The following is a 17,929-nucleotide window of genomic DNA, read 5'->3' on the forward strand; positions in this document are numbered from 1 at the left end:
CCGAACTCTACTCGGCGATTGTTTGTGAGGAAAGTTCACGTTTACTGATCGCCCGGATCCCGGCCGTGGCGACGACCGCGGCGACGGTCGCCGAGACCAGCGGGACGCCGAACGAGACCTTCGCGCCGTAGGTGTCCACCACCCGTCCCGCGAGCGACGCGCCCGCCGCGACGCCGATGCTGACCGACGTCGACACCAGCGCCAGGCCCTCGGTGAGCTGCCCCTCCGGGACGAGCCGCTCGACCAGCCCGTACCCCGGGATGATCGTCGGGGAGATCGCCAGCCCGGCCACGAACACCACCGGGAGCATCGGCCAGAACCCGTCCACCAGCAGCGGCGGGATCAGCAGCGCGGCCAGCAGCGTGATCCCGATGAGGAACCGCCGGTCCAGCGGCGACCGCCACTTCCGCGCGCCGTACCAGAACGCCGCGGACGCGCTGCCCGCCGCGTAGCAGCCGAGCAGCACCCCGGCGAGCGGCTTGTGCCCCTGCGACTCGGCGTAGGCGACGCCGCTGACGTCGATCGCGCCGAACACCACGCCCATGAGCAGGAAGATCGGCGTCATGATCCGGATCGCCGGGTTGGTGAGCACGCCGCCCCGGGGCGCCGCGCCGGGCGCGGGCGGACGCGGCGGAGGCTCGGTCCCGCGCAGCCGCGCGAACGCCAGCCCGCCCACCAGCGTGCAGGACGCCGCGACCGCCAGCCCCGCCGCCGGATGTACCCCGGTCGCCAGCGACGTCACCAGCATCGGCCCGGCGACGAAGATCAGCTCGTCCATCACGGCCTCGAACGAGTAGGCCGTGTCTATCGGGATCGCCGTGGCCCCCAGCACGTGCGACCAGCGCGACCGCACCCACGCGCCCATGGACACCTGGGTCAGCCCGGCGAGCGCGCCCGCCGGGTAGAGCGTCCACAGCGGCGCCTCGAACACCGCCGAGCCGATCAGGAAGCTGAACGCGACCGCGTTCGCCGAGACCAGCGGGACGAGCACCCGGCGCTGCCCGTAACGGTCGGCGAACCGGGCGCTGAGCGGCGCCCCGACCGCGTACGCGACCGACATCGTCGCGGAGACCGTCCCGGCGATGCCGTACGATCCGGTCACCGCGGAAACCAGGAGGACGATCCCGATTCCGACCATGGACATCGACATGCGCCCGACGAACCCCGCCGTGACGAACGCCCTGGCCCCCGGTACGGCCAGCAGCGTCCGGTAGGGACTGGCCAACGTGCTCCTTCCGGCCGCGACTGAATAGCCTGATCACGTTTGAATAGCCTGATCACGTTACCCGCGTGGTACGACAGAAATTTTCGGGTAACCGCCCCTTGGTGACGTTCGTTGGGAATGGTTGTGGTTGCACCTACACCTGAGCCGGCGCAGGCCCCGGAGCCCGCTGCCGAGCCCGCCCCGCAGGGCCCGCGGCCGAGTACGCCCAAGAAGCGGGGGCGAGGGGCGCGGCTCGCCATCGCCGGGGTGGGCGTGCTGGTCGCCGGGAGCCTCGCCGGAGGCGTGTACGGCGCGGTGACCGTCGCCGACCACGGGACCGACCGCAAGGACCCCGCCGCGGCCGTCCAGCCCGACCCGCTGCGGAACGGCCCGACCAACCTCGACACCTCGGGCGGCCAGGTCGCGCCGCTGCGCCGGGTCGTCCCGCCGGACGTGCTGGCCGTCGGCGGCAGGTCGATCACCCCGGCGCAGGTCGCGAAGATCTCCAGGATCGGGCACGTCAAGGACGTGATCGCGGTCTCCGGCGGCGCCGTCCAGCTCCAGGGGCGCCAGGTCAACGCGTTCGCCGTCGACCCGTCGGTGTTCCGGTCCTGGACGCCGCCCGGCACCGCCAAGCGCACCGAGCTGTGGAGCGCCCTCGCCGCCGACCAGTTCGTGGTGTCGGCCAACGCCGCCGACCAGCTCCAGCTCAGCCGCGGCTTCCAGTACCCGGTCGTCGGACGGACCGTCCCGAACCTGGTCCTCGGCGGGTCCGGAAGCCTCGGCCTGCCCGGCATCGACATGCTGGTCAGCAAGAAGTCCGGCACCGCGATGGGGCTGGTGGAGAGCATCGCCGTGCTGGTCAACGCGCCCGGCGCCAACCCCGGCAAGGTCGCCGCGCAGGTGAAGAAGATCCTCGGGGCGGGCTCCAGCTCGGTGAACCTGCACGAGAGCAAGTACCAGCCGTCCGGGCAGGGCGGGAAGCCCGGCAGCTACCTCGACCTCTACAAGCAGGCCGCCACCACGTGCCCCGGCCTGTCCTGGACGGTCCTCGCCGCGATCGGGCAGGTCGAGAGCGACCACGGGCGCAACCCCGGCCGGTCCAGCGCGGGCGCGCTCGGGCCCATGCAGTTCCTGCCGTCCACCTGGGAGACCTACGGCGTGGACGGGGACGGCGACGGCAAGGCCGACATCATGAACCCCTACGACGCCATCCCGGCCGCCGCCAAGTACCTGTGCGCCAACGGCGCGGGCAAGGGCGGCCAGTCCCTCTACCGGGCGATCTTCGCCTACAACCATGCGGACTGGTACGTGCAGAAGGTGCTTTCGCTGGCACGCGCGTACGCAGCTCAGTACCACTAGCCCGAACCCCAGCCCGAGATCACTGGCTCGACCCCGGCCCGAGAGGAGCAGGGCTCATCCCGACCATCCGCCGCCGCCTGGTTGGATTGACGGCATGAGCCAGGCGACGACGGCGGGCTATGACGCGCTGCTGCTGATCTCGTTCGGCGGCCCCGAGGGCCCGGACGACGTGCTCCCCTTCCTGGAGAACGTCACGCGCGGGCGCGGCATCCCGCGCGAGCGGCTCGCCAAGGTCGGCGAGCACTACCACCTGTTCGGCGGCGTGAGCCCGATCAACGGCCAGTGCCGCGACCTGAAGGCGGCCATCGAGGCCGACCTCGCCGCGAACGGCCTCGCGGACCTCCCGGTCTACTGGGGGAACCGCAACTGGGAGCCCTACCTCGCTGACACCGTCCGGCAGATGCGGGACGACGGGATCCGGCGCGCCGCCGCGTTCGTGACGTCGGCCTACGACGGGTACTCCTGCTGCGGCCAGTACCAGCAGGACATCGAGCGCGCACGAGCCGAGGTCCCCGGCGCGCCCGAAATCGACAAGCTGCGGGTCTACTACAACCACCCCGGGTTCGTGGAGCCGTTCGTGGAGGCCACCCGCGACGCCCTGGACAGCCTCCCCCGCGCGCTCGCGGACGAGGCGCACCTGGCGTTCAGCGCGCACAGCGTCCCGCTGTCCCAGCCGGGCCGGGAGCTGTACGTGGCCGAGCTGGAGGACGTCTCGGCCCTGGTCGCCGAGACCGCCGCACCCGGACGGCCCTGGAAGCTCGTCTACCAGAGCCGCAGCGGCCCGCCCACCCAGCCGTGGCTGGAGCCCGACATCGCCGACCACCTGGAGGACCTGCACGCCTCCGGCGTCCGGGCCGTCGTGAACGTCCCGATCGGCTTCGTCTCCGACCACATGGAGGTCAAGTACGACCTCGACGTGGAGGCCGCGAGGACCGCCGCCAAGCTCGGCCTGGAGTTCCGCCGCGCCAACACCCCCGGCACCCACCCCCGCTTCGTCGCCATGGTCCGCGAGCTCCTCCAGGAGCGCGCCGGGTCGCAGCGCCCGGCGCTCGGCTCGCTCGGACCCCGTCCCGACACCTGTGGAGAATGCCGATGACCGACCCGTCCGAGCTGCTGGACCTCGCGCTGGAGACGGCCCGCGAGGCGGCCGCGCTGCTGGTGGACAAGCGGCCCGCCGACCTCGGCATCGCCGCCACCAAGTCCAGCCCGACCGACGTGGTCACCGAGATGGACCGGGCGTCCGAGCGGCTGATCACCGAGCGGATCCTGGCCGCCCGGCCGCGGGACGCGTTCCTCGGCGAGGAGGGCGGCTCCACCGGCGGCGACAGCGGCGTCCGCTGGGTGGTCGACCCGATCGACGGCACCGTCAACTACCTGTACGACCTGCCCGACTGGGCGGTCAGCATCGCCGCCGAGCAGGACGGCGAGACCGTCGCGGGCGTCGTGCTGATCCCGCGCCGCGGCGAGACCTTCACCGCCGTCAAGGGCGGGGGAGCGCTGCTGCACACCGCCTCGGGCGTCCGCGAGCTGCGCGTCAACGACGGCGTCCCGCTCGACCGCGCCCTGGTCGCCACCGGCTTCGGCTACTTCGCCGAGCGGCGCGTCCACCAGGCGGACGTCCTGACCGGCGTCCTCCCGCGCGTGCGGGACATCCGGCGCGGCGGGTCCTGCTGCGTCGACCTCTGCTCCCTCGCCGCCGGACGCGTCGACGCCTACTACGAGCGCGGCGTCCAGGCCTGGGACATCGCCGCCGGCGCCCTCATCGTCCGGGAGGCCGGCGGACGCGTCCAGGGCCTCGCAGGAGCCCCCGCGGGCCCGGACCTGTGTATCGCCGCGGCCCCCGCCCTCTTCGACGCCCTGCACGCCGTTCTGGAGCCCCTGGACCCGGCCCGCGACTGACCCCCGGCCCCACACCGGCCGTCCGCCCGGCACGAGCGCTTGCTCGGGACGGGCTCCGGCGCGGCAGGGCCCTGAGCGGTCGCTCGGGCTCGTGCGAGTGCTTGCTCGGGGGGCGGACGTCCTGGGACGCGGACGTCCTGGGACGTTTCCGAGGGCCCGGGGACGCGGAAGGCCCCGGACGACGACGGGACGTCCGGGGCCTGGGTGCGTTCGTTCTCGCAGCGGGGGTTCTTACCGACAGCCGGACGCTTCGATGCCGATGTCGTTGTTCGCCGCGATCCGGCGCAGTTCCCTGATCTCCTCCTGGCGGATGTCCACCAGGTAGACGTCGCCTTCTGCGTGGGCGTGGCGAAGCGACTCGTAAGCATTGTCGAGACGCTGCTGGATCTGCCGTGACAACTCGCCCATGGGCCTCCTCCCGGATCGGACCGTCCTTACCCACGCCTACGCTGGACTCAAACCTGTTTCCGAGCGCGACTTCGCCGCGCGGCCCGGGGGCGGCAGGGGACGGGGCGGATCCGGCGCGATCCGTCCCCGGCGGCCCCTTACAGGGCTCTTACGAGCCGTGTGGCATACCGGAGGGGTAAGCGGCGGGCGCACAGCCTAGGGGGAGTTCGTGAGGGTTCTGGTCGTCGAGGACGAGCGGGTGCTCGCCGACGCCATCGCCACCGGCCTGCGCCGGGAGGCGCTGGCGGTGGACGTGGCCTACGACGGCGCCGGCGCGCTGGAGCGCACCGGCGTCAACGAGTACGACGTGGTCGTCCTCGACCGCGACCTGCCCAGGGTGCACGGCGACGACGTGTGCAAGCAGCTGGTCGCGCAGCGGTACCCGGCCCGGATCCTGATGCTGACCGCGTCGGGCGAGCTCGACCAGCGCGTCGAGGGGCTGTCCATCGGCGCCGACGACTACCTGCCGAAGCCGTTCGCGTTCACCGAGCTGATCGCCCGCGTCCGGGCGCTGGGGCGGCGCGCGTCCGCGCCGCTGCCGCCGGTGCTGGAGCGGTCCGGGATCACCCTCGACCCGTCCCGGCGGGAGGTCACCCGGGACGGCCGGCCGATCGAGCTGACCCGCAAGGAGTTCGCCGTCCTGGAGGTGCTGATGGGCGCCGAGGGCGCGGTCGTCAGCTCCGAGCAGCTGCTGGAGAAGGCCTGGGACGAGCACATCGACCCGTTCACCAACGTGGTGCGGGTCACGATGATGACCCTGCGCAAGAAGCTCGGCGACCCGCCCGTCATCGAGACCGTCCCAGGGGTGGGGTACAGGCTGTGAGCGCGTCGGAACCGGTCCATGACGAAGTGGCGGACGGATCGCAGCGGAAGGCGCGGGACGGGTCGCCCGTCCGGGAGCCGCAGGGCGAGCCGGCGGTGCGCCCGTCCGTGACGCCGCCCGGCGCGGCCGCGGGCATGCCGCCGGGGGACGGCCCGTCCGGAGGGCCCGCCGGGCCGTCCGGCACCGGGCCCGGCGGGCAGGTCGGGGTGGTGACCACCGGGTCGTTCGCGATGCCGGGGGAGCGGGGCGGCGACCGGAAGGACGGCGAGCCGTCCTCGCTGCTGGCCGACCTGCGCTCGCTGCCGAACCGGATCAGCGTCCGGCTGCGGCTGACCGTCCTGTACGGCGCGCTGTTCTTCCTGGCCGGGGTGCTGCTGCTGTTCGTCACCTACCTGCTGCTGCGGTCGGTGCTCGACTCGGTGTTCCCGGCCGGCACCGGCATCCGCTACCCGAACGGCAGCTACATCACGTCCGAGGACATCCGCGACCTGGCCATGCGCCGGATGCTGACCCGCTCGGTGCTCGCGCTGCTCGGCGTCGGGATCATCGCGGTCGTGATGGGCTACTTCGTCGCCGACCGGGCCCTGTCGCCGCTCCAGCGGGTCACCCAGACCGCCCGCCGGCTGTCGGAGTCCACCCTGCACGAGCGGATCGCGCTGGACGGCCCGGAGGACGAGATCAAGGAGCTCGCCGACACCTTCGACGCCATGCTCGAACGGCTCAGCGACGCCTTCGACGCTCAGCGCCGGTTCGTCGGCAACGCCTCGCACGAGCTGCGAACACCCCTGGCGATCAACCGGACGCTGCTGGAGGTCGCGCTCACCGATCCGGAGGTCTCCGACGACCTGAAGACGGTCGGGAAGACGCTGCTGGCCAACAACGCCCGGCACGAGCGGCTGATCGAGGGCCTGCTGCTGCTCGCCCGCAGCGAGCGCGAGCTGACCACCCGCACCCCGGCCGACCTGTCCGAGGTCGCCGCGACCGTCCTGACGAACGTCTCGCGCCGCGAGCAGCCGAACGAGGTCACCGTGCACCGCGAGCTGACCACCGGCACCACGCTCGGCGACCCCGTCCTGCTGGAGCACCTGGTCGGCAACCTGGTCGACAACGCGATCAAGCACAACTCCGACGGCGGCGAGGTCTGGGTCCGCACCGGCGTGCTGTCCGGGTACGCGACCGTCCAGGTGGAGAACACCGGGCCGCTCGTCCCCGCGTACGAGATCGAGCGGCTCTTCGAGCCGTTCCGGCGGCTGAACGCCGACCGGCTGGAGTCCGCCAAAGGCGCGGGGCTGGGCCTGTCGATCGTCCGGTCCGTGGTCCTGGCGCACCGCGGCCGCGTCTACGCCGCCCCCCGCCAGGGCGGCGGCCTGGTCATCACCGTCCGCCTCCCGCTCGCCTGAGCCGTCCGCCTCCCGCTCGCCTGAGCCGTCCGCCCGGACGGGCCAGGGGGTGTCCGTCCCGCGCTGAGCGTGGCCGCGCCGGGGGCGACCGGGCCGGCCCACACGCCGAGCGGCGCCGCCCGCCGGATCGCCCTCCGGCCGGCGGCGCCGCTCGGACCAGCCGCTCGGCGGCCGGGCTCGCGTGCCCCTGCGCTGCTCTCGCTCACCGCGTCCGCGCGCTGATCCTGCTCACCGCGTCCGCGCGCTGATCCTGCTCACCGCGTCCGCGCGCTGATCCTGCTCACTGCGCCCGCGCGCCGATCTTGCTCGGCGCGCGGGCGCGGCGCCTACTTGCTGACGGTGCCGAAGGCCGACGGGCTGCTGTCGGACAGCCTCTGCCGCCAGTCCCAGCGCATCGTCTTCAGCGACAGGATGTCGGAGCTGGTCGGGTAGAAGGTGACGTACCCGGCCGCGCACTTGGTCGTGTCGCTCGTCATCGGGGTCTCCTGGAAGACCGCCTTGCCGCTGGCCGCGTTGCCGGAGATCGCCGACAGCCGCGTGTAGCAGGTGTCCTTGCCGTCCGGGTAGGTGTAGGTGGCCGTGCCGGACGAGTAGATGATCGCGAACTTCGCCTGGAAGTTGCGCCGGCTGGAGTCGGTCACGGTCGGCTGCTGCGCCGGACCGGACCACACGCCCACGATCCCGGTGTTCACCGACCCGCCGGACGTCGGCGGCGTGTCCGACGTCGGAGGCGTGTAGGGCGAGTAGCTGAAGGTCGGCCGCGGGGTCGGGTCGTGCTTGCTGGCCGCCACCGCGACGATCACCACGACGATGATCGCGATGATCGCGAGCGCGCCGCAGCCGATACCGATGATGACCGGCGCGTTCGAGCCGCCCGACTTCGGCGGCGGGCCGTACGCCGGGGGCCCGCCGGCCGGTCCGGGCGGGCCGTAGGACGGCTGGCGCTGCGCCTGCTGCGGCGGCATACCGCCCTGGTACATCGGCATGGGCGGCGGCGTGATCGGCTGCGGGGGAGGCGTCACCGGCCCCGCACCGCCCTGGCCCTGGTAGCCGCCCTGGTGCATCGGCATGGGCGGCGGGGTGATCTGCTGCCCGCCGCCGTACGGGGACGCCGCCGGGCGCATCGGAGCCGGCGGCGGCGCCGGGGCGTCCAGCCGCGCGGCGATCCGGGTGCCCTGGTCGAGCAGCGCGCCGCCGCCCGCGGCGCCCGCGGGGGTCGCGTTGACGGACTGGAGCAGCTGGAGCAGCAGCTGCGGCGCGGGCGGGCGCAGCCCGGCGTCCTTGGACAGCGCGCGGCTCACCATGTCCCGGACGGGCCCGGCGGGCACCCCGGTGAGGTCGGGGTCCTCGTTCAGGATCCGGTTGATGATCACCGGCAGCGTGTCCGCCTCGAACGGGGACTGCCCGGTCGCGGCGAACACCATGGTCGCGCCCCAGGCGAAGATGTCCACCGCGGGTGTCAGCGGCGCGCCGGTGAGCTGCTCCGGGGCCAGGTAGCCGGGGGTGCCGACGACCATGCCCGTGGCGGTGACCGCGCTCTCCTGCGAGTTGACGGTGCGCGCGATGCCGAAGTCGACCACGCGCGGGCCGTCGCTCGCGAGCATGACGTTGTTCGGCTTGAAGTCGCGGTGCACGATCCCGGCCTCGTGGATCGCGGCGAGCGCGGTCGCGGTGCCGATCGCCAGGAGCAGCAGGTCCTGGGCGTTCATCGGGCCGTTGTGCGCGATCACGTCGTGCAGCGAGGCGCCGTCGATGAACTCGCTGATCACGTAGGGCTGCTCGCCCTCGACGTCGAAGTCGATCACCCGGGCGGTGCACTGCGGGTCGACCTTGCTGGCCGCGGTGACCTCGCGGGCGAACCGCGCCCGCGCCGCCTTGTCGTTCGCCATCTGCGTGTGCAGCAGCTTGACGGCGACGTACTCTCCCCCGGGGGCGCGGCCGAGGAAGACCGCGCCCTGGCCGCCTGCGCCGAGCCGTCCGACGACCTCGTACTGTCCCAGTGCCCGGGGATCGCCTGGCTCCAGCGGAGCGGCTTCCGGCATCAGACCCTCCCGTGACCCGCTAGTGCGGTGCGCTCGTGTGTGTGCTCATGTGCTGCGCTCATGTGGTGTGCCGCCGCACGATATCGCGTTAGTTCAGACGTTTCATCGACACGCTGGGTTCAGTGCCCGATCGCGGCTTTCCTGGCGATATGTGGCCGCCACTCCCGCCGCAGCGGGCACAGCGTCCCCAGTCCGGGGGCGGCGGCTTCCGTGGGCAGGGCGCGGCGGCTTCCTTGGGGCGCGGAAGGTGGCGTGGGCGGGTGGGAATTTACCTCCGGAACGGGATGTTGTGGGGCATCCGGAACGGGGTCCGGCGGCGTCCGGGAACGGTTCCGGAAGACGCGCCGGGGTCGCGCAGGGGCGGTCTGTGCGCGAGCGGCGGCGGGATGAGGATATGATCCCGCCGCCGTGGGTAGCGTCCCTGGGCGTCACGGCTCTGTTCCGTTGCGTATCAGCCGGCGGCTGGGTGACGTGCGCCACAACTTCGCGAGCCGGTGCGGGTGATCGGTGTCACTCGTGGGAACCGTCGCGCCTTGTGTGGCACAGCTCACCGCACGTGACAGAATTTCCCGCCCGGATCGGGCACAAGAACGGCCCCCCGAGCGTTAGATCCGCGCGACGGGGCGCATAAAGCATCGAGGGGGATGGAGACGAAGATGGCGACCGACTACGACAGCCCGCGCAAGACCGACGACGACCTGAGTGAGGACAGCCTCCAGGAGCTCCAGGCGCGCCGCGCCGACAAGGCCGCGAGCATCATCGACGAGGACCTGGACGCCGGCGAGGTCGCCGAGCTGCCGGGCGCCGACCTGTCCAACGAGGAGCTGACCTTCCGGGTCGTCCCGCGGCAGGCCGACGAGTTCACGTGCACCCGGTGCTTCCTGGTGCACCACCGCAGCCAGCTGGCCACCGAGAAGAACGGCCAGCCGGTCTGCCGCGAGTGCGCGGCCTGACCGAGCGGGACAGTTCCGACCCACGGGAGCCGCCGGTGAACGAGGTTCCGGAGTTCCACGAGCGGCGCGGTCCCTCCGGGGACCCCGCCGCCGAAGAAGTGCCCGTGCCGGGCGCGGCCTCCGCCGCGCCGGGCGCAGACCCGTCCTCATCCTCGTCGGCGCCGGGCCCGAGACCCGGCGCCAAGCACGACAGCAGTGAACCGGCTCCGGGTGGGACGCCCGGAAAGGCGTCCACCGCCACGCCCGGAGCCGGCGCAGCAACCCCCGACACGCCCGAACCGGAACCCGGTATCCCGGACGCGCCCGGCACGCCCGAAGCCCCGTCCGCCACCTCTGGACCGTCCGCCACCTCTGGACCGTCCGAGACCTCCGGACCGTCCGAGACCTCCGGACCGTCCGAGACCTCCGGACCGTCCGAGACCTCCGGACCGTCCGAGACCTCCGGACCGTCCGAGACCTCCGGACCGTCCGAGACCTCCGGACCGTCCGAGACCTCCGGACCGTCCGAGACGCCAAGTACCTCTGGGACGCCCGGTAGCTCCGAGGCGCCCGGTACTTCTGGGACGTCCGGTACTTCTGGGACGTCCGGTACTTCTGGGACGTCCGGTGCGGGGGCGGACGTGGTCGGTCCGGGGACCGACCGCGAGATCGGCGAGCTGGTGGGACAGCTGGCCGCCGACGACGGCATGGACCGCGAGACCCGCGGCCGCCTGCTCGCCCGGCTCGCCAAGCTGCTCGCCGCCAGCGCCCGCACCGCGGGAGCGAAGGGCGTGGCGCGCGGCCGCTGGCTGGCCGACCTGTTCACCGCGATCGTCCCGCACGTGCCGATCCGCGACCGCGCCACCCTGTCCGCGCACCACCGCGGCCTCACCGGCGAGGCCCTGGCCGACAACCTGGTGAAGGTCGCCGCCAACGCCACCACCGCCGTGGGCGCGGCGGGCGGGGCGCTGGCGGCCGTCGAGTTCGCCGCGCCGCCGCTGCTGCTGTCGGCGCCCGCCCAGATCGCCGCCGAGACCCTGGTGGTCGCGGCGATCGAGGTGAAGATGATCGCCGAGCTGCACGAGGTCTACGACGTGCGCGTGCAGGGGTCCGGCACCGCCCGGGCCGCCGCGTTCGCCACCGCGTGGGCCAAGCAGCGCGGCGTGAACCCGCTGGAGGCCGGCTCGCTCACCGGCGCGCTCGGCGCGGCCTCCAAGGCCGCGCTGCGCAAGCGGATGCTGCGCACCCTCGGCCGCAGCATGTCCACGATGGGCCCGTTCCTCACCGGCGCCGCCGCCGGTGCCGCGCTGAACCGCACCGCCACCAAGAAGCTCGCCGCGTCGATCCGCGACGACCTCCGCAACCTCGGCGGCCCCGCCCCCGAACTCCCCGGCGACCACCACCCCGGCATCGAGAACTGACCCCCGCCCCTCGGCGTCCAGCCCCCGCCTCGGGCATCGAGACCTGCCCCTCGGCGTCCAGCCTGGCCTTGGGCATCGAGACCTGACTCCGCCCCCCGACGTCTCGCCCGGTCTTCGGTATCGAGACCTGACTCCGGCCCCGGCGTCCAGCCTGGCCTTCGGTATCGAGAGCTGACTCCGGCCCCGGCGTCCAGCCTGGCCTTCGGTATCGAGAGCTGACCTCGGCACCGGCGTTCAGCCCTGCCTTCGGTGTTGAGGGGTGGCGTCCGTCCGGGTGTTCGGCGTCGTGAGGTGGACGAGTCGGGCGCGGCGGGGTCAGGAGAATTCGAGTTCGCCGGTCACCGCGTCGCGGCCGCAGAGCCACAGGCCCAGGGCCTCGCGGGTGCCGCGGACGGTGGGGCCGTTCTTGGCGCTCGGGAGGGCCACCGGGCGGTGGCCGTCGGTGGGCTCCAGGCGGTGCCGCAGGACGCGCCGGTTGAGCCACAGGCTGAGCTGCAGGCCCTCGCGGAAGATCGCGGTGGCCGTCCGGTCCGGGACGCGCCGGGTGAGGCCGAGGCCGCGCACCACGTCCTGGTGGTGGACGCCGAGGTCGCCGAGCAGGATCGGCGCGCCCACCCGGCTGGTGGCGGACGGGTTGTCGGCCCAGTGCCGGGCCCACTGCATGAGCCGCTCCCGGGAGACCGCGCGCGCCCGGTCGGCCTGGTTCTGGTTGGCGGCGTTGATCCGCGGCCCGTACGGCAGGTACGAGCTGAGGAAGTAGTCCAGCCCGATCACGTGCCCGAGGACGTCGCGCGGGGCCCACTCGCTGCACAGCGTGGTCCCGGCGTCGAAGTCGTCGCCGGACAGGCCGTCCAGCGTCTCGATCAGCCGGTGGCGCTCGGCGCGCAGCTCGTCCTCGAAAGGCAGGCGGATCCGGTCCAGCAGCATCGTGGTCGATCCCTTCGTCACCCGGGGACCGACCACGATACTGGACGGATCGTCCAATGCCCCGCCGGGGCCGCCCCGCCGAACCCGCCCGGTCCGGGCGGGCGGGTGTCAGGCGTCGACGCGTAGCTGGGCGGGGAGCTGGCCCGTCCCCTTGGCCCACTGCTGCGCCGCCGCGCGGGTGGCGAGCAGGCGCGCGACCTCCATGCCGACGCCCATGACCACGGCCCACGCGATCGCCTCGGTCAGCGCGACGTCCGGCGACTCGGGGTTGGTCGGCGGCTCCTTGCCGGTGCTCTTCTTCCACGCCATCGTGATGGCCTTCTTGGCGGCGAAGCCGCCGGCGAACGCCGCGGCGCCCGCCATCACCCGCCAGCCGATGTCGCCCTTGTCCGCCATCGAAACCTCCCAGTTCCTTGCCTCCCCCGACGCTATCGGACGGGCCGCCGCGCGAGGACGCCGCACGGCGCGACGCGGCGGCCGGAAAACCGAACCGATCTGCGCCCGGCTGTCAATAGGCTTGGGGGATGGACAACCAGCCGCGTATGCCGCACGTTCCCGACAAGCCCTCGCTGGACGGCTTGGAGGTCGCGTGGGTAGAGCGCTGGGAGGACGACGGTACGTACCGTTTCGACCGGACGCGCCCGGCGGACGAGATCTTCTCGATCGACACCCCGCCGCCCACGGTCAGCGGGTCGCTGCATGTCGGGCATGTCTTCTCGTACACGCACACCGACACGATCGCGCGCTACCGGCGCATGCGCGGTTACGAGGTCTTCTACCCGATCGGGTGGGACGACAACGGGCTGCCGACCGAGCGGCGCGTCCAGAACTACTTCGGGGTCCGGGGCGACGCGTCGCTGCCGTACGACCCGGCGTTCGAGCCGCCGGAGAAGCCCGACCCGAAACGCCAGGTCTCGGTCAGCCGCCGCAACTTCATCGAGCTGTGCGACCGGCTCACCGAGATCGACGAGAAGGCGTTCGAGGACACCTGGCGCCGCGTCGGCCTCTCCGTCGACTGGAACCTGCTCTACACGACCATCGGCGAGAACGCGCGCGCCGCGTCCCAGAAGGCGTTCCTGCGCAACCTGCGGCGCGGTGAGGCGTACCTGTCGGAGGCGCCGACGCTGTGGGACGTCACGTTCCGCACGGCCGTCGCGCAGGCCGAGCTTGAGGACCGCGAGCAGCCCGGCGCGTTCTACCGGCTGCGCTTCCACGGGGACGAGCGGCCCGTTTACATCGAGACGACGCGTCCGGAACTGCTGCCGGCGTGCGTCGCGCTGGTCGCGCACCCGGACGACGAGCGCTACCAGGAGCTTTTCGGGACGACCGTCCGGACGCCGCTGTTCGGCGTCGAGGTTCCGGTCCTCGCGCACCGGCTCGCCGAGCCGGACAAGGGCTCCGGTATCGCGATGATCTGCACCTTCGGCGACGTCACGGACGTCACCTGGTGGCGCGAGCTCGACCTGCCGACCCGCGCGGTCGTCGGCTGGGACGGCCGGTTCGTCGCCGAGCCGCCCGCGGGGGTTCCGGCCGACCGGTACGCCGAGGTCGCGGGGAAGACCGTCCACTCGGCGCGCGAGCGGACGATCGAGCTGCTCACCGCGTCCGGCGACCTGGACGGCGAGCCGCGGAAGACCACCCGCGCGGTGAAGTTCTACGAGAAGGGCTCCAAGCCGCTGGAGATCGTCACCACCCGGCAGTGGTACATCCGCAACGGCGGGCGCGGGCCGGAGCTGCGCGCCGAGCTGCTGGAGCGGGGCCGTGAGCTGGAGTGGTACCCGGCGTACATGCGCGCCCGGTACGAGAACTGGGTCGAGGGCCTGAACGGCGACTGGCTGATCTCGCGGCAGCGGTTCTACGGCGTCCCGATCCCGGTCTGGTACCGGCTGGACGCGTCGGGCGAGCCGGTCTACGGCGAGCCGATCGTCCCGGCCGAGGACGCGCTGCCGGTCGACCCGGCGTCCGACGTCCCGCCCGGCTTCACCGAGGACCAGCGCGGCAAGCCGAACGGCTTCACCGGCGACCCGGACGTGATGGACACCTGGGCGACGTCCTCGCTGACCCCGCAGATCGCGGGCGGCTGGGAGCGCGACCCGGACCTGTTCGGCCGCGTCTTCCCCTACAGCCTGCGCCCGCAGGGGCACGACATCATCCGGACGTGGCTGTTCTCCACGGTCGTCCGGGCGCACCTGGAGAACGGGTCGCTGCCGTGGCGCGCGGTTGCGCTGTCCGGCTGGATCCTGGACCCGGACCGCAAGAAGATGTCCAAGTCCAAGGGCAACGTCGTCACGCCGATCGGGCTGCTGGAGGAGTACGGCTCGGACGCCGTCCGGTACTGGGCGGCGAACGGCCGCCCGGGCACCGACACCGCGTTCGACACCGGCCAGATCAAGGTCGGTCGGCGGCTCGCGATCAAGATCCTGAACGCGTCGAAGTTCGTCCTCGGCTTCGCCGAGCAGCCGCTGGACGAGGGGGTGGACGCGGGTCGCGTCTGGTACCCGGGCGACCTGGCGATGCTGGCCGCGCTCCGCGCCCTCGTCACCGAGGCGACCGAGGCGTTCGAGTCCTACGACTACACCCGCGCGCTGGAGCGCACCGAGAAGTTCTTCTGGCAGTTCTGCGACGACTACCTGGAGCTGGTCAAGCAGCGCGCGTACGGCTCGGACGCGAAGGCCGCGTCCGCGCGGGCGGCGCTGAACCGCGCGCTGTCGGTGCTCCTGCGGCTGTTCGCGCCGGTCCTGCCGTTCGTGACCGAGGAGGTCTGGTCCTGGTGGCAGGACGGCTCGGTGCACCGCGCCCCCTGGCCCACGCCGGACGAGCTGCCTGCCGAAGGCGACGCGTCCCTGCTCGACGTCGCCGCCGAGGCGCTGCGCCAGGTCCGCAAGGCCAAGTCGGACGCGAAGCTCTCGATGCGCGCCGAACTCTCCCGCGCGTCCGTCACGGGCGAGCGCGCCGCCGACCTGTCCGAGGTCTCCGAAGACCTCCAAGCCGCAGGCCGCATCGCCGAACTCGCCCTGAACACCCACCCGGACAGCGGAGGATCCGGCCCCCTCAAGGTCACCGTCACCTTCGCCTGACCCGCTCCGACCGGGGTGACCGAATGGGGTTCGGGCGATAGCGTAAGTGAGTCCTGACTTGCGTGTCGCCGCAACCGCGCCGTCCCCCCGGAGGAGCCGCCACGTGACGGATCTCGACGAGTACCGCGACCAGGCCCGCGCCTGGCTGGCGGAACGGACCGCCGACCTGCCGCCCGACCCGGGCCTGGCCGAGTCGCGCGCGTTCATGGCCGACCTGTACGACGCGGGCCACGTGGGCATCACGTGGCCCGCCGAGTACGGCGGGCGGGGCCTGTCGGCGGCGGAGGAGCGCGCGTTCCAGCAGGCCGCGGCCGGGTTCACGCTCCCGGTCGGGGTGTTCGGCATCGGCCTCGGGATGTGCGGGCCGACCTTGCTGTCGCTGGGCACCGAGGAACAGAAGCGCCGGTACATCCGGCCGCTGCTGCGCGGCGAGGAGATCTGGTGCCAGATGTTCTCCGAGCCCGGCGCGGGCTCGGACGTGGCGTCCCTGCAGACCCGCGCCGTCCTGGACGGCGACCACTGGGTGGTGGACGGCCAGAAGGTGTGGACGTCGGTCGCGCGGCAGGCCGACTTCGGGCTGCTGATCGCGCGCACCGACCCGGACGTCCCGAAGCACCAGGGCATCACGATGTTCGTGGTCGACATGCACGCGCCCGGCGTGGACGTCCGGCCGCTGCGCGACATGACCGGCGAGTCGCACTTCAACGAGATCTTCTTCACCAGCGTCCGCGTCCCGGTGGAGAACGTGGTCGGCGAGGTGAACGGGGGCTGGTCGGCGGCCGTGACGACGCTGCTGCACGAGCGCGTCTCGATCGGGATGGGCGCGGCGCGCACCGAGCGCCCGGCGTCGTTCGCGGCGCTGCGCAAGGCCGCCCGGGAGCGCGGGCTGCTCGGCGAACCCGGCGTCACGGACCTGCTGCTCGACCTCTACCTGCAAGAACGCGCCTTCGACCTGCTCAACGCGCGGATGTCGCAGGAGGTCAAGGCCGGGATCATGCCCGGCGCGCGCGGCTCGGTGGCCAAGCTGCTGCTCGCCGACCTGACGCTGGCCGGAGCGGACGTCGCGAGCGAGATCCTCGGCCCCGAGAGCGTCACTGGGGACGGCCCGGTCCCGCGCGCCCTCGCCTGGGCGCCGGGCATGGCGCTCGGCGGCGGCACCAACGAGATCATGCGCAACATCATCGGCGACCGGGTGCTCGGCCTGCCGCGCGAGCCGCAGCTCGACCGGAACATCCCGTTCAAGGCGCTGAAGGTCGGCACGCAGGCGAAGGAGGACGGCGAGTGAGGCTCATCCCGACCGAGGAGCAGCGGGAGCTGGCCGCGACCGTGCGGTCCTTCCTGGCCGACCGGGTGCCGATGTCCCGCGTCCGCGAGATCGCCGAGTCGGACGAGCCGTTCGACCGGACGGCCTGGACGCGCCTCTCGGGCGAACTGGGCCTCACCGGCCTCGCGGTGCCGGAGGAGCACGGCGGCTCGGGCGCCGGGTTCGGCGAGGTCGCGGCCGTCCTGGAGGAGCTGGGCGCGGCGCTGACGCCCGTCCCGTACTTCTCGGCGGTCGTCGCGGCGGACCTGCTCGCCGCGCTCGACGCCAAGGACCTCCTGCCGGACGTCGCGTCCGGCGCGACGATCGCGATCCTCGCCCGTCCCGAGGGCGAGCCGCCGGTCGGGCGGATCATCGACCGGGGCGAATGGGTGCTGGAGGGCGCGGTCGAGCGGGTGCCGGACGCCGTGTCCGCCGACCTGCTGCTCGTCGTCGCCTCGACCGGGGAGGGCCGCCGGGGCGTGTTCGCGGTCGCGGCCGACGCGCCCGGGCTCGTCCGGACGCCGCTGACCACGCTCGACCTGACCCGTCCGCAGGCGCGGATCGAGCTGGGCGGCGCTCCGGCGCGGCTGCTGGGGCCGTCCGACGCGTCCGACGCGATCGACCGCTCCCTGGACGTCGCGTCCGTGCTGCTCGCCGCCGAGCAGCTCGGCGGGTTGCGCCGCTGCCTGGACGCGATCGTCGAGTACGCCAAGCTCCGCGTCCAGTTCGGCCGGTATGTCGGGTCGTTCCAGGGGGTCAAGCACAAGCTGGCCGACATGCACTGCACCCTGGAGCAGGCCGAATCGGTCGTCCGGTACGCGGTGTGGGCGGTGGACGAAGCGCCCGACGAACTCCCCGAGGCCGCCGCGCTCGCCGCGTCCTTCATGGGCCGCGCCTACTTCCAGGTCGCCAAGGACCACCTGCTCCTGTACGGCGGCATCGGGTTCACCTGGGAGCACGACGCGCACCTGTACTACAAGCGCGCCAAGGCCGACGAGGTCATGCTCGGCGCGCCCCGCACCCACCGGGCCCGCCTCGCCGCAGCCCTGGACCTGCCCGATTAAAGCGCCGGACGCCCCCGCCCGCGATCCC

The 17,929-nt window shown here is 73.0% G+C and carries 15 protein-coding genes; 10 read left to right on the forward strand and 5 right to left on the reverse strand.

The genetic code is table 11. The features are described 5' to 3' along the window. Positions 1-7 precede the first annotated feature (7 nt). Entirely contained in the window at positions 8-1,225 is a 1,218-nt protein-coding gene (locus FHU30_RS05640) for an MFS transporter (protein ID WP_253872438.1), read from the reverse strand. Between the two features lie 246 nt (positions 1,226-1,471). Here FHU30_RS05640 and FHU30_RS05645 point away from each other — a divergent pair, with 246 nt between their 5' ends. The 3 genes from FHU30_RS05645 to FHU30_RS05655 all read left to right on the forward strand — a co-directional run bounded on the left by FHU30_RS05645 (position 1,472) and on the right by FHU30_RS05655 (position 4,465). Next, positions 1,472-2,566 (forward strand): lytic murein transglycosylase, encoded by a 1,095-nt coding sequence (locus tag FHU30_RS05645; protein WP_253872442.1) that lies wholly within the window; start codon positions 1,472-1,474, stop codon positions 2,564-2,566. A gap of 94 nt (positions 2,567-2,660) precedes the next feature. After that, positions 2,661-3,662 carry a ferrochelatase gene (locus FHU30_RS05650; RefSeq protein ID WP_253872445.1) on the forward strand — a complete coding sequence of 334 codons (1,002 nt, stop codon included), beginning with the start codon at positions 2,661-2,663 and terminating at the stop codon, positions 3,660-3,662. Beyond that, positions 3,659-4,465, forward strand: a complete 807-nt coding sequence (locus tag FHU30_RS05655; RefSeq protein WP_253872448.1) for an inositol monophosphatase family protein — start codon at positions 3,659-3,661, stop codon at positions 4,463-4,465. Before FHU30_RS05650 ends, FHU30_RS05655 begins: the two co-directional genes overlap by 4 nt. A 231-nt stretch (positions 4,466-4,696) precedes the next feature. Here the strand turns inward: FHU30_RS05655 and FHU30_RS05660 are convergent, their stop codons facing one another. Then, complete coding sequence (locus FHU30_RS05660; protein WP_253872451.1) at positions 4,697-4,873, reverse strand: hypothetical protein; 177 nt, start codon at positions 4,871-4,873, stop codon at positions 4,697-4,699. A gap of 208 nt (positions 4,874-5,081) precedes the next feature. On the opposite strand from FHU30_RS05660, the gene FHU30_RS05665 reads away from it, so the two are divergent. Then, a complete protein-coding gene (locus FHU30_RS05665) occupies positions 5,082-5,735 on the forward strand; it encodes a response regulator transcription factor (RefSeq protein WP_253872454.1) in 654 nt (217 codons plus the stop codon). Between the two features lie 134 nt (positions 5,736-5,869). Beyond that, positions 5,870-7,135: a sensor histidine kinase gene (locus tag FHU30_RS05670; RefSeq protein ID WP_301322817.1), complete on the forward strand. Its 1,266-nt coding sequence runs from the start codon at positions 5,870-5,872 to the stop codon at positions 7,133-7,135. A gap of 326 nt (positions 7,136-7,461) precedes the next feature. Here the strand turns inward: FHU30_RS05670 and FHU30_RS05675 are convergent, their stop codons facing one another. Further along, positions 7,462-9,177 carry a serine/threonine-protein kinase gene (locus FHU30_RS05675; protein ID WP_253872459.1) on the reverse strand — a complete coding sequence of 572 codons (1,716 nt, stop codon included), beginning with the start codon at positions 9,175-9,177 and terminating at the stop codon, positions 7,462-7,464. Positions 9,178-9,833: 656 nt separating this feature from the next. Between FHU30_RS05675 and FHU30_RS05680 the strand changes: the two genes are divergently transcribed. Beyond that, positions 9,834-10,130, forward strand: coding sequence for a DUF4193 domain-containing protein (locus tag FHU30_RS05680; protein WP_117404125.1), 297 nt, complete (start codon positions 9,834-9,836; stop codon positions 10,128-10,130). A gap of 35 nt (positions 10,131-10,165) precedes the next feature. Beyond that, entirely contained in the window at positions 10,166-11,530 is a 1,365-nt protein-coding gene (locus FHU30_RS46885; protein WP_308211205.1) for a hypothetical protein, read from the forward strand. A 315-nt stretch (positions 11,531-11,845) separates the two neighbouring features. Here the strand turns inward: FHU30_RS46885 and FHU30_RS05690 are convergent, their stop codons facing one another. Next, positions 11,846-12,478 (reverse strand): maleylpyruvate isomerase family mycothiol-dependent enzyme, encoded by a 633-nt coding sequence (locus FHU30_RS05690; RefSeq protein WP_253872462.1) that lies wholly within the window; start codon positions 12,476-12,478, stop codon positions 11,846-11,848. Between the two features lie 87 nt (positions 12,479-12,565). Then, on the reverse strand, positions 12,566-12,853 hold the full coding sequence (locus tag FHU30_RS05695) for a DUF4235 domain-containing protein (protein ID WP_253872464.1): 288 nt from the start codon (positions 12,851-12,853) through the stop codon (positions 12,566-12,568). 128 nt (positions 12,854-12,981) lie between these two features. Here FHU30_RS05695 and valS point away from each other — a divergent pair, with 128 nt between their 5' ends. The 3 genes from valS to FHU30_RS46890 all read left to right on the forward strand — a co-directional run bounded on the left by valS (position 12,982) and on the right by FHU30_RS46890 (position 17,901). After that, positions 12,982-15,534 carry a valine--tRNA ligase gene (gene valS, locus FHU30_RS05700; protein ID WP_253872467.1) on the forward strand — a complete coding sequence of 851 codons (2,553 nt, stop codon included), beginning with the start codon at positions 12,982-12,984 and terminating at the stop codon, positions 15,532-15,534. A gap of 103 nt (positions 15,535-15,637) precedes the next feature. Continuing rightward, a complete protein-coding gene (locus tag FHU30_RS05705) occupies positions 15,638-16,819 on the forward strand; it encodes an acyl-CoA dehydrogenase family protein (protein WP_253872469.1) in 1,182 nt (393 codons plus the stop codon). Beyond that, a complete protein-coding gene (locus FHU30_RS46890) occupies positions 16,816-17,901 on the forward strand; it encodes an acyl-CoA dehydrogenase family protein (RefSeq protein ID WP_253872472.1) in 1,086 nt (361 codons plus the stop codon). Before FHU30_RS05705 ends, FHU30_RS46890 begins: the two co-directional genes overlap by 4 nt. The last annotated feature ends 28 nt before the right edge of the window (positions 17,902-17,929 follow it).

Source organism: Actinomadura rupiterrae, from assembly GCF_024172125.1.
Taxonomy (GTDB): Bacteria; Actinomycetota; Actinomycetes; order Streptosporangiales; family Streptosporangiaceae; genus Spirillospora; species Spirillospora rupiterrae.

What these genes read in the sequence shown, in the direction of transcription:
- valS (WP_253872467.1), top strand. Translation starts at nt 12,982, where the DNA reads ATGGACAACCAGCCGCGTATGCCGCACGTTCCCGACAAGCCCTCGCTG.
- FHU30_RS05660 (WP_253872451.1), bottom strand. Translation starts at nt 4,873, where the DNA reads ATGGGCGAGTTGTCACGGCAGATCCAGCAGCGTCTCGACAATGCTTAC.
- FHU30_RS05680 (WP_117404125.1), top strand. Translation starts at nt 9,834, where the DNA reads ATGGCGACCGACTACGACAGCCCGCGCAAGACCGACGACGACCTGAGT.
- FHU30_RS05650 (WP_253872445.1), top strand. Translation starts at nt 2,661, where the DNA reads ATGAGCCAGGCGACGACGGCGGGCTATGACGCGCTGCTGCTGATCTCG.
- FHU30_RS05670 (WP_301322817.1), top strand. Translation starts at nt 5,870, where the DNA reads ATGCCGCCGGGGGACGGCCCGTCCGGAGGGCCCGCCGGGCCGTCCGGC.
- FHU30_RS05675 (WP_253872459.1), bottom strand. Translation starts at nt 9,177, where the DNA reads ATGCCGGAAGCCGCTCCGCTGGAGCCAGGCGATCCCCGGGCACTGGGA.
- FHU30_RS05695 (WP_253872464.1), bottom strand. Translation starts at nt 12,853, where the DNA reads ATGGCGGACAAGGGCGACATCGGCTGGCGGGTGATGGCGGGCGCCGCG.
- FHU30_RS05655 (WP_253872448.1), top strand. Translation starts at nt 3,659, where the DNA reads ATGACCGACCCGTCCGAGCTGCTGGACCTCGCGCTGGAGACGGCCCGC.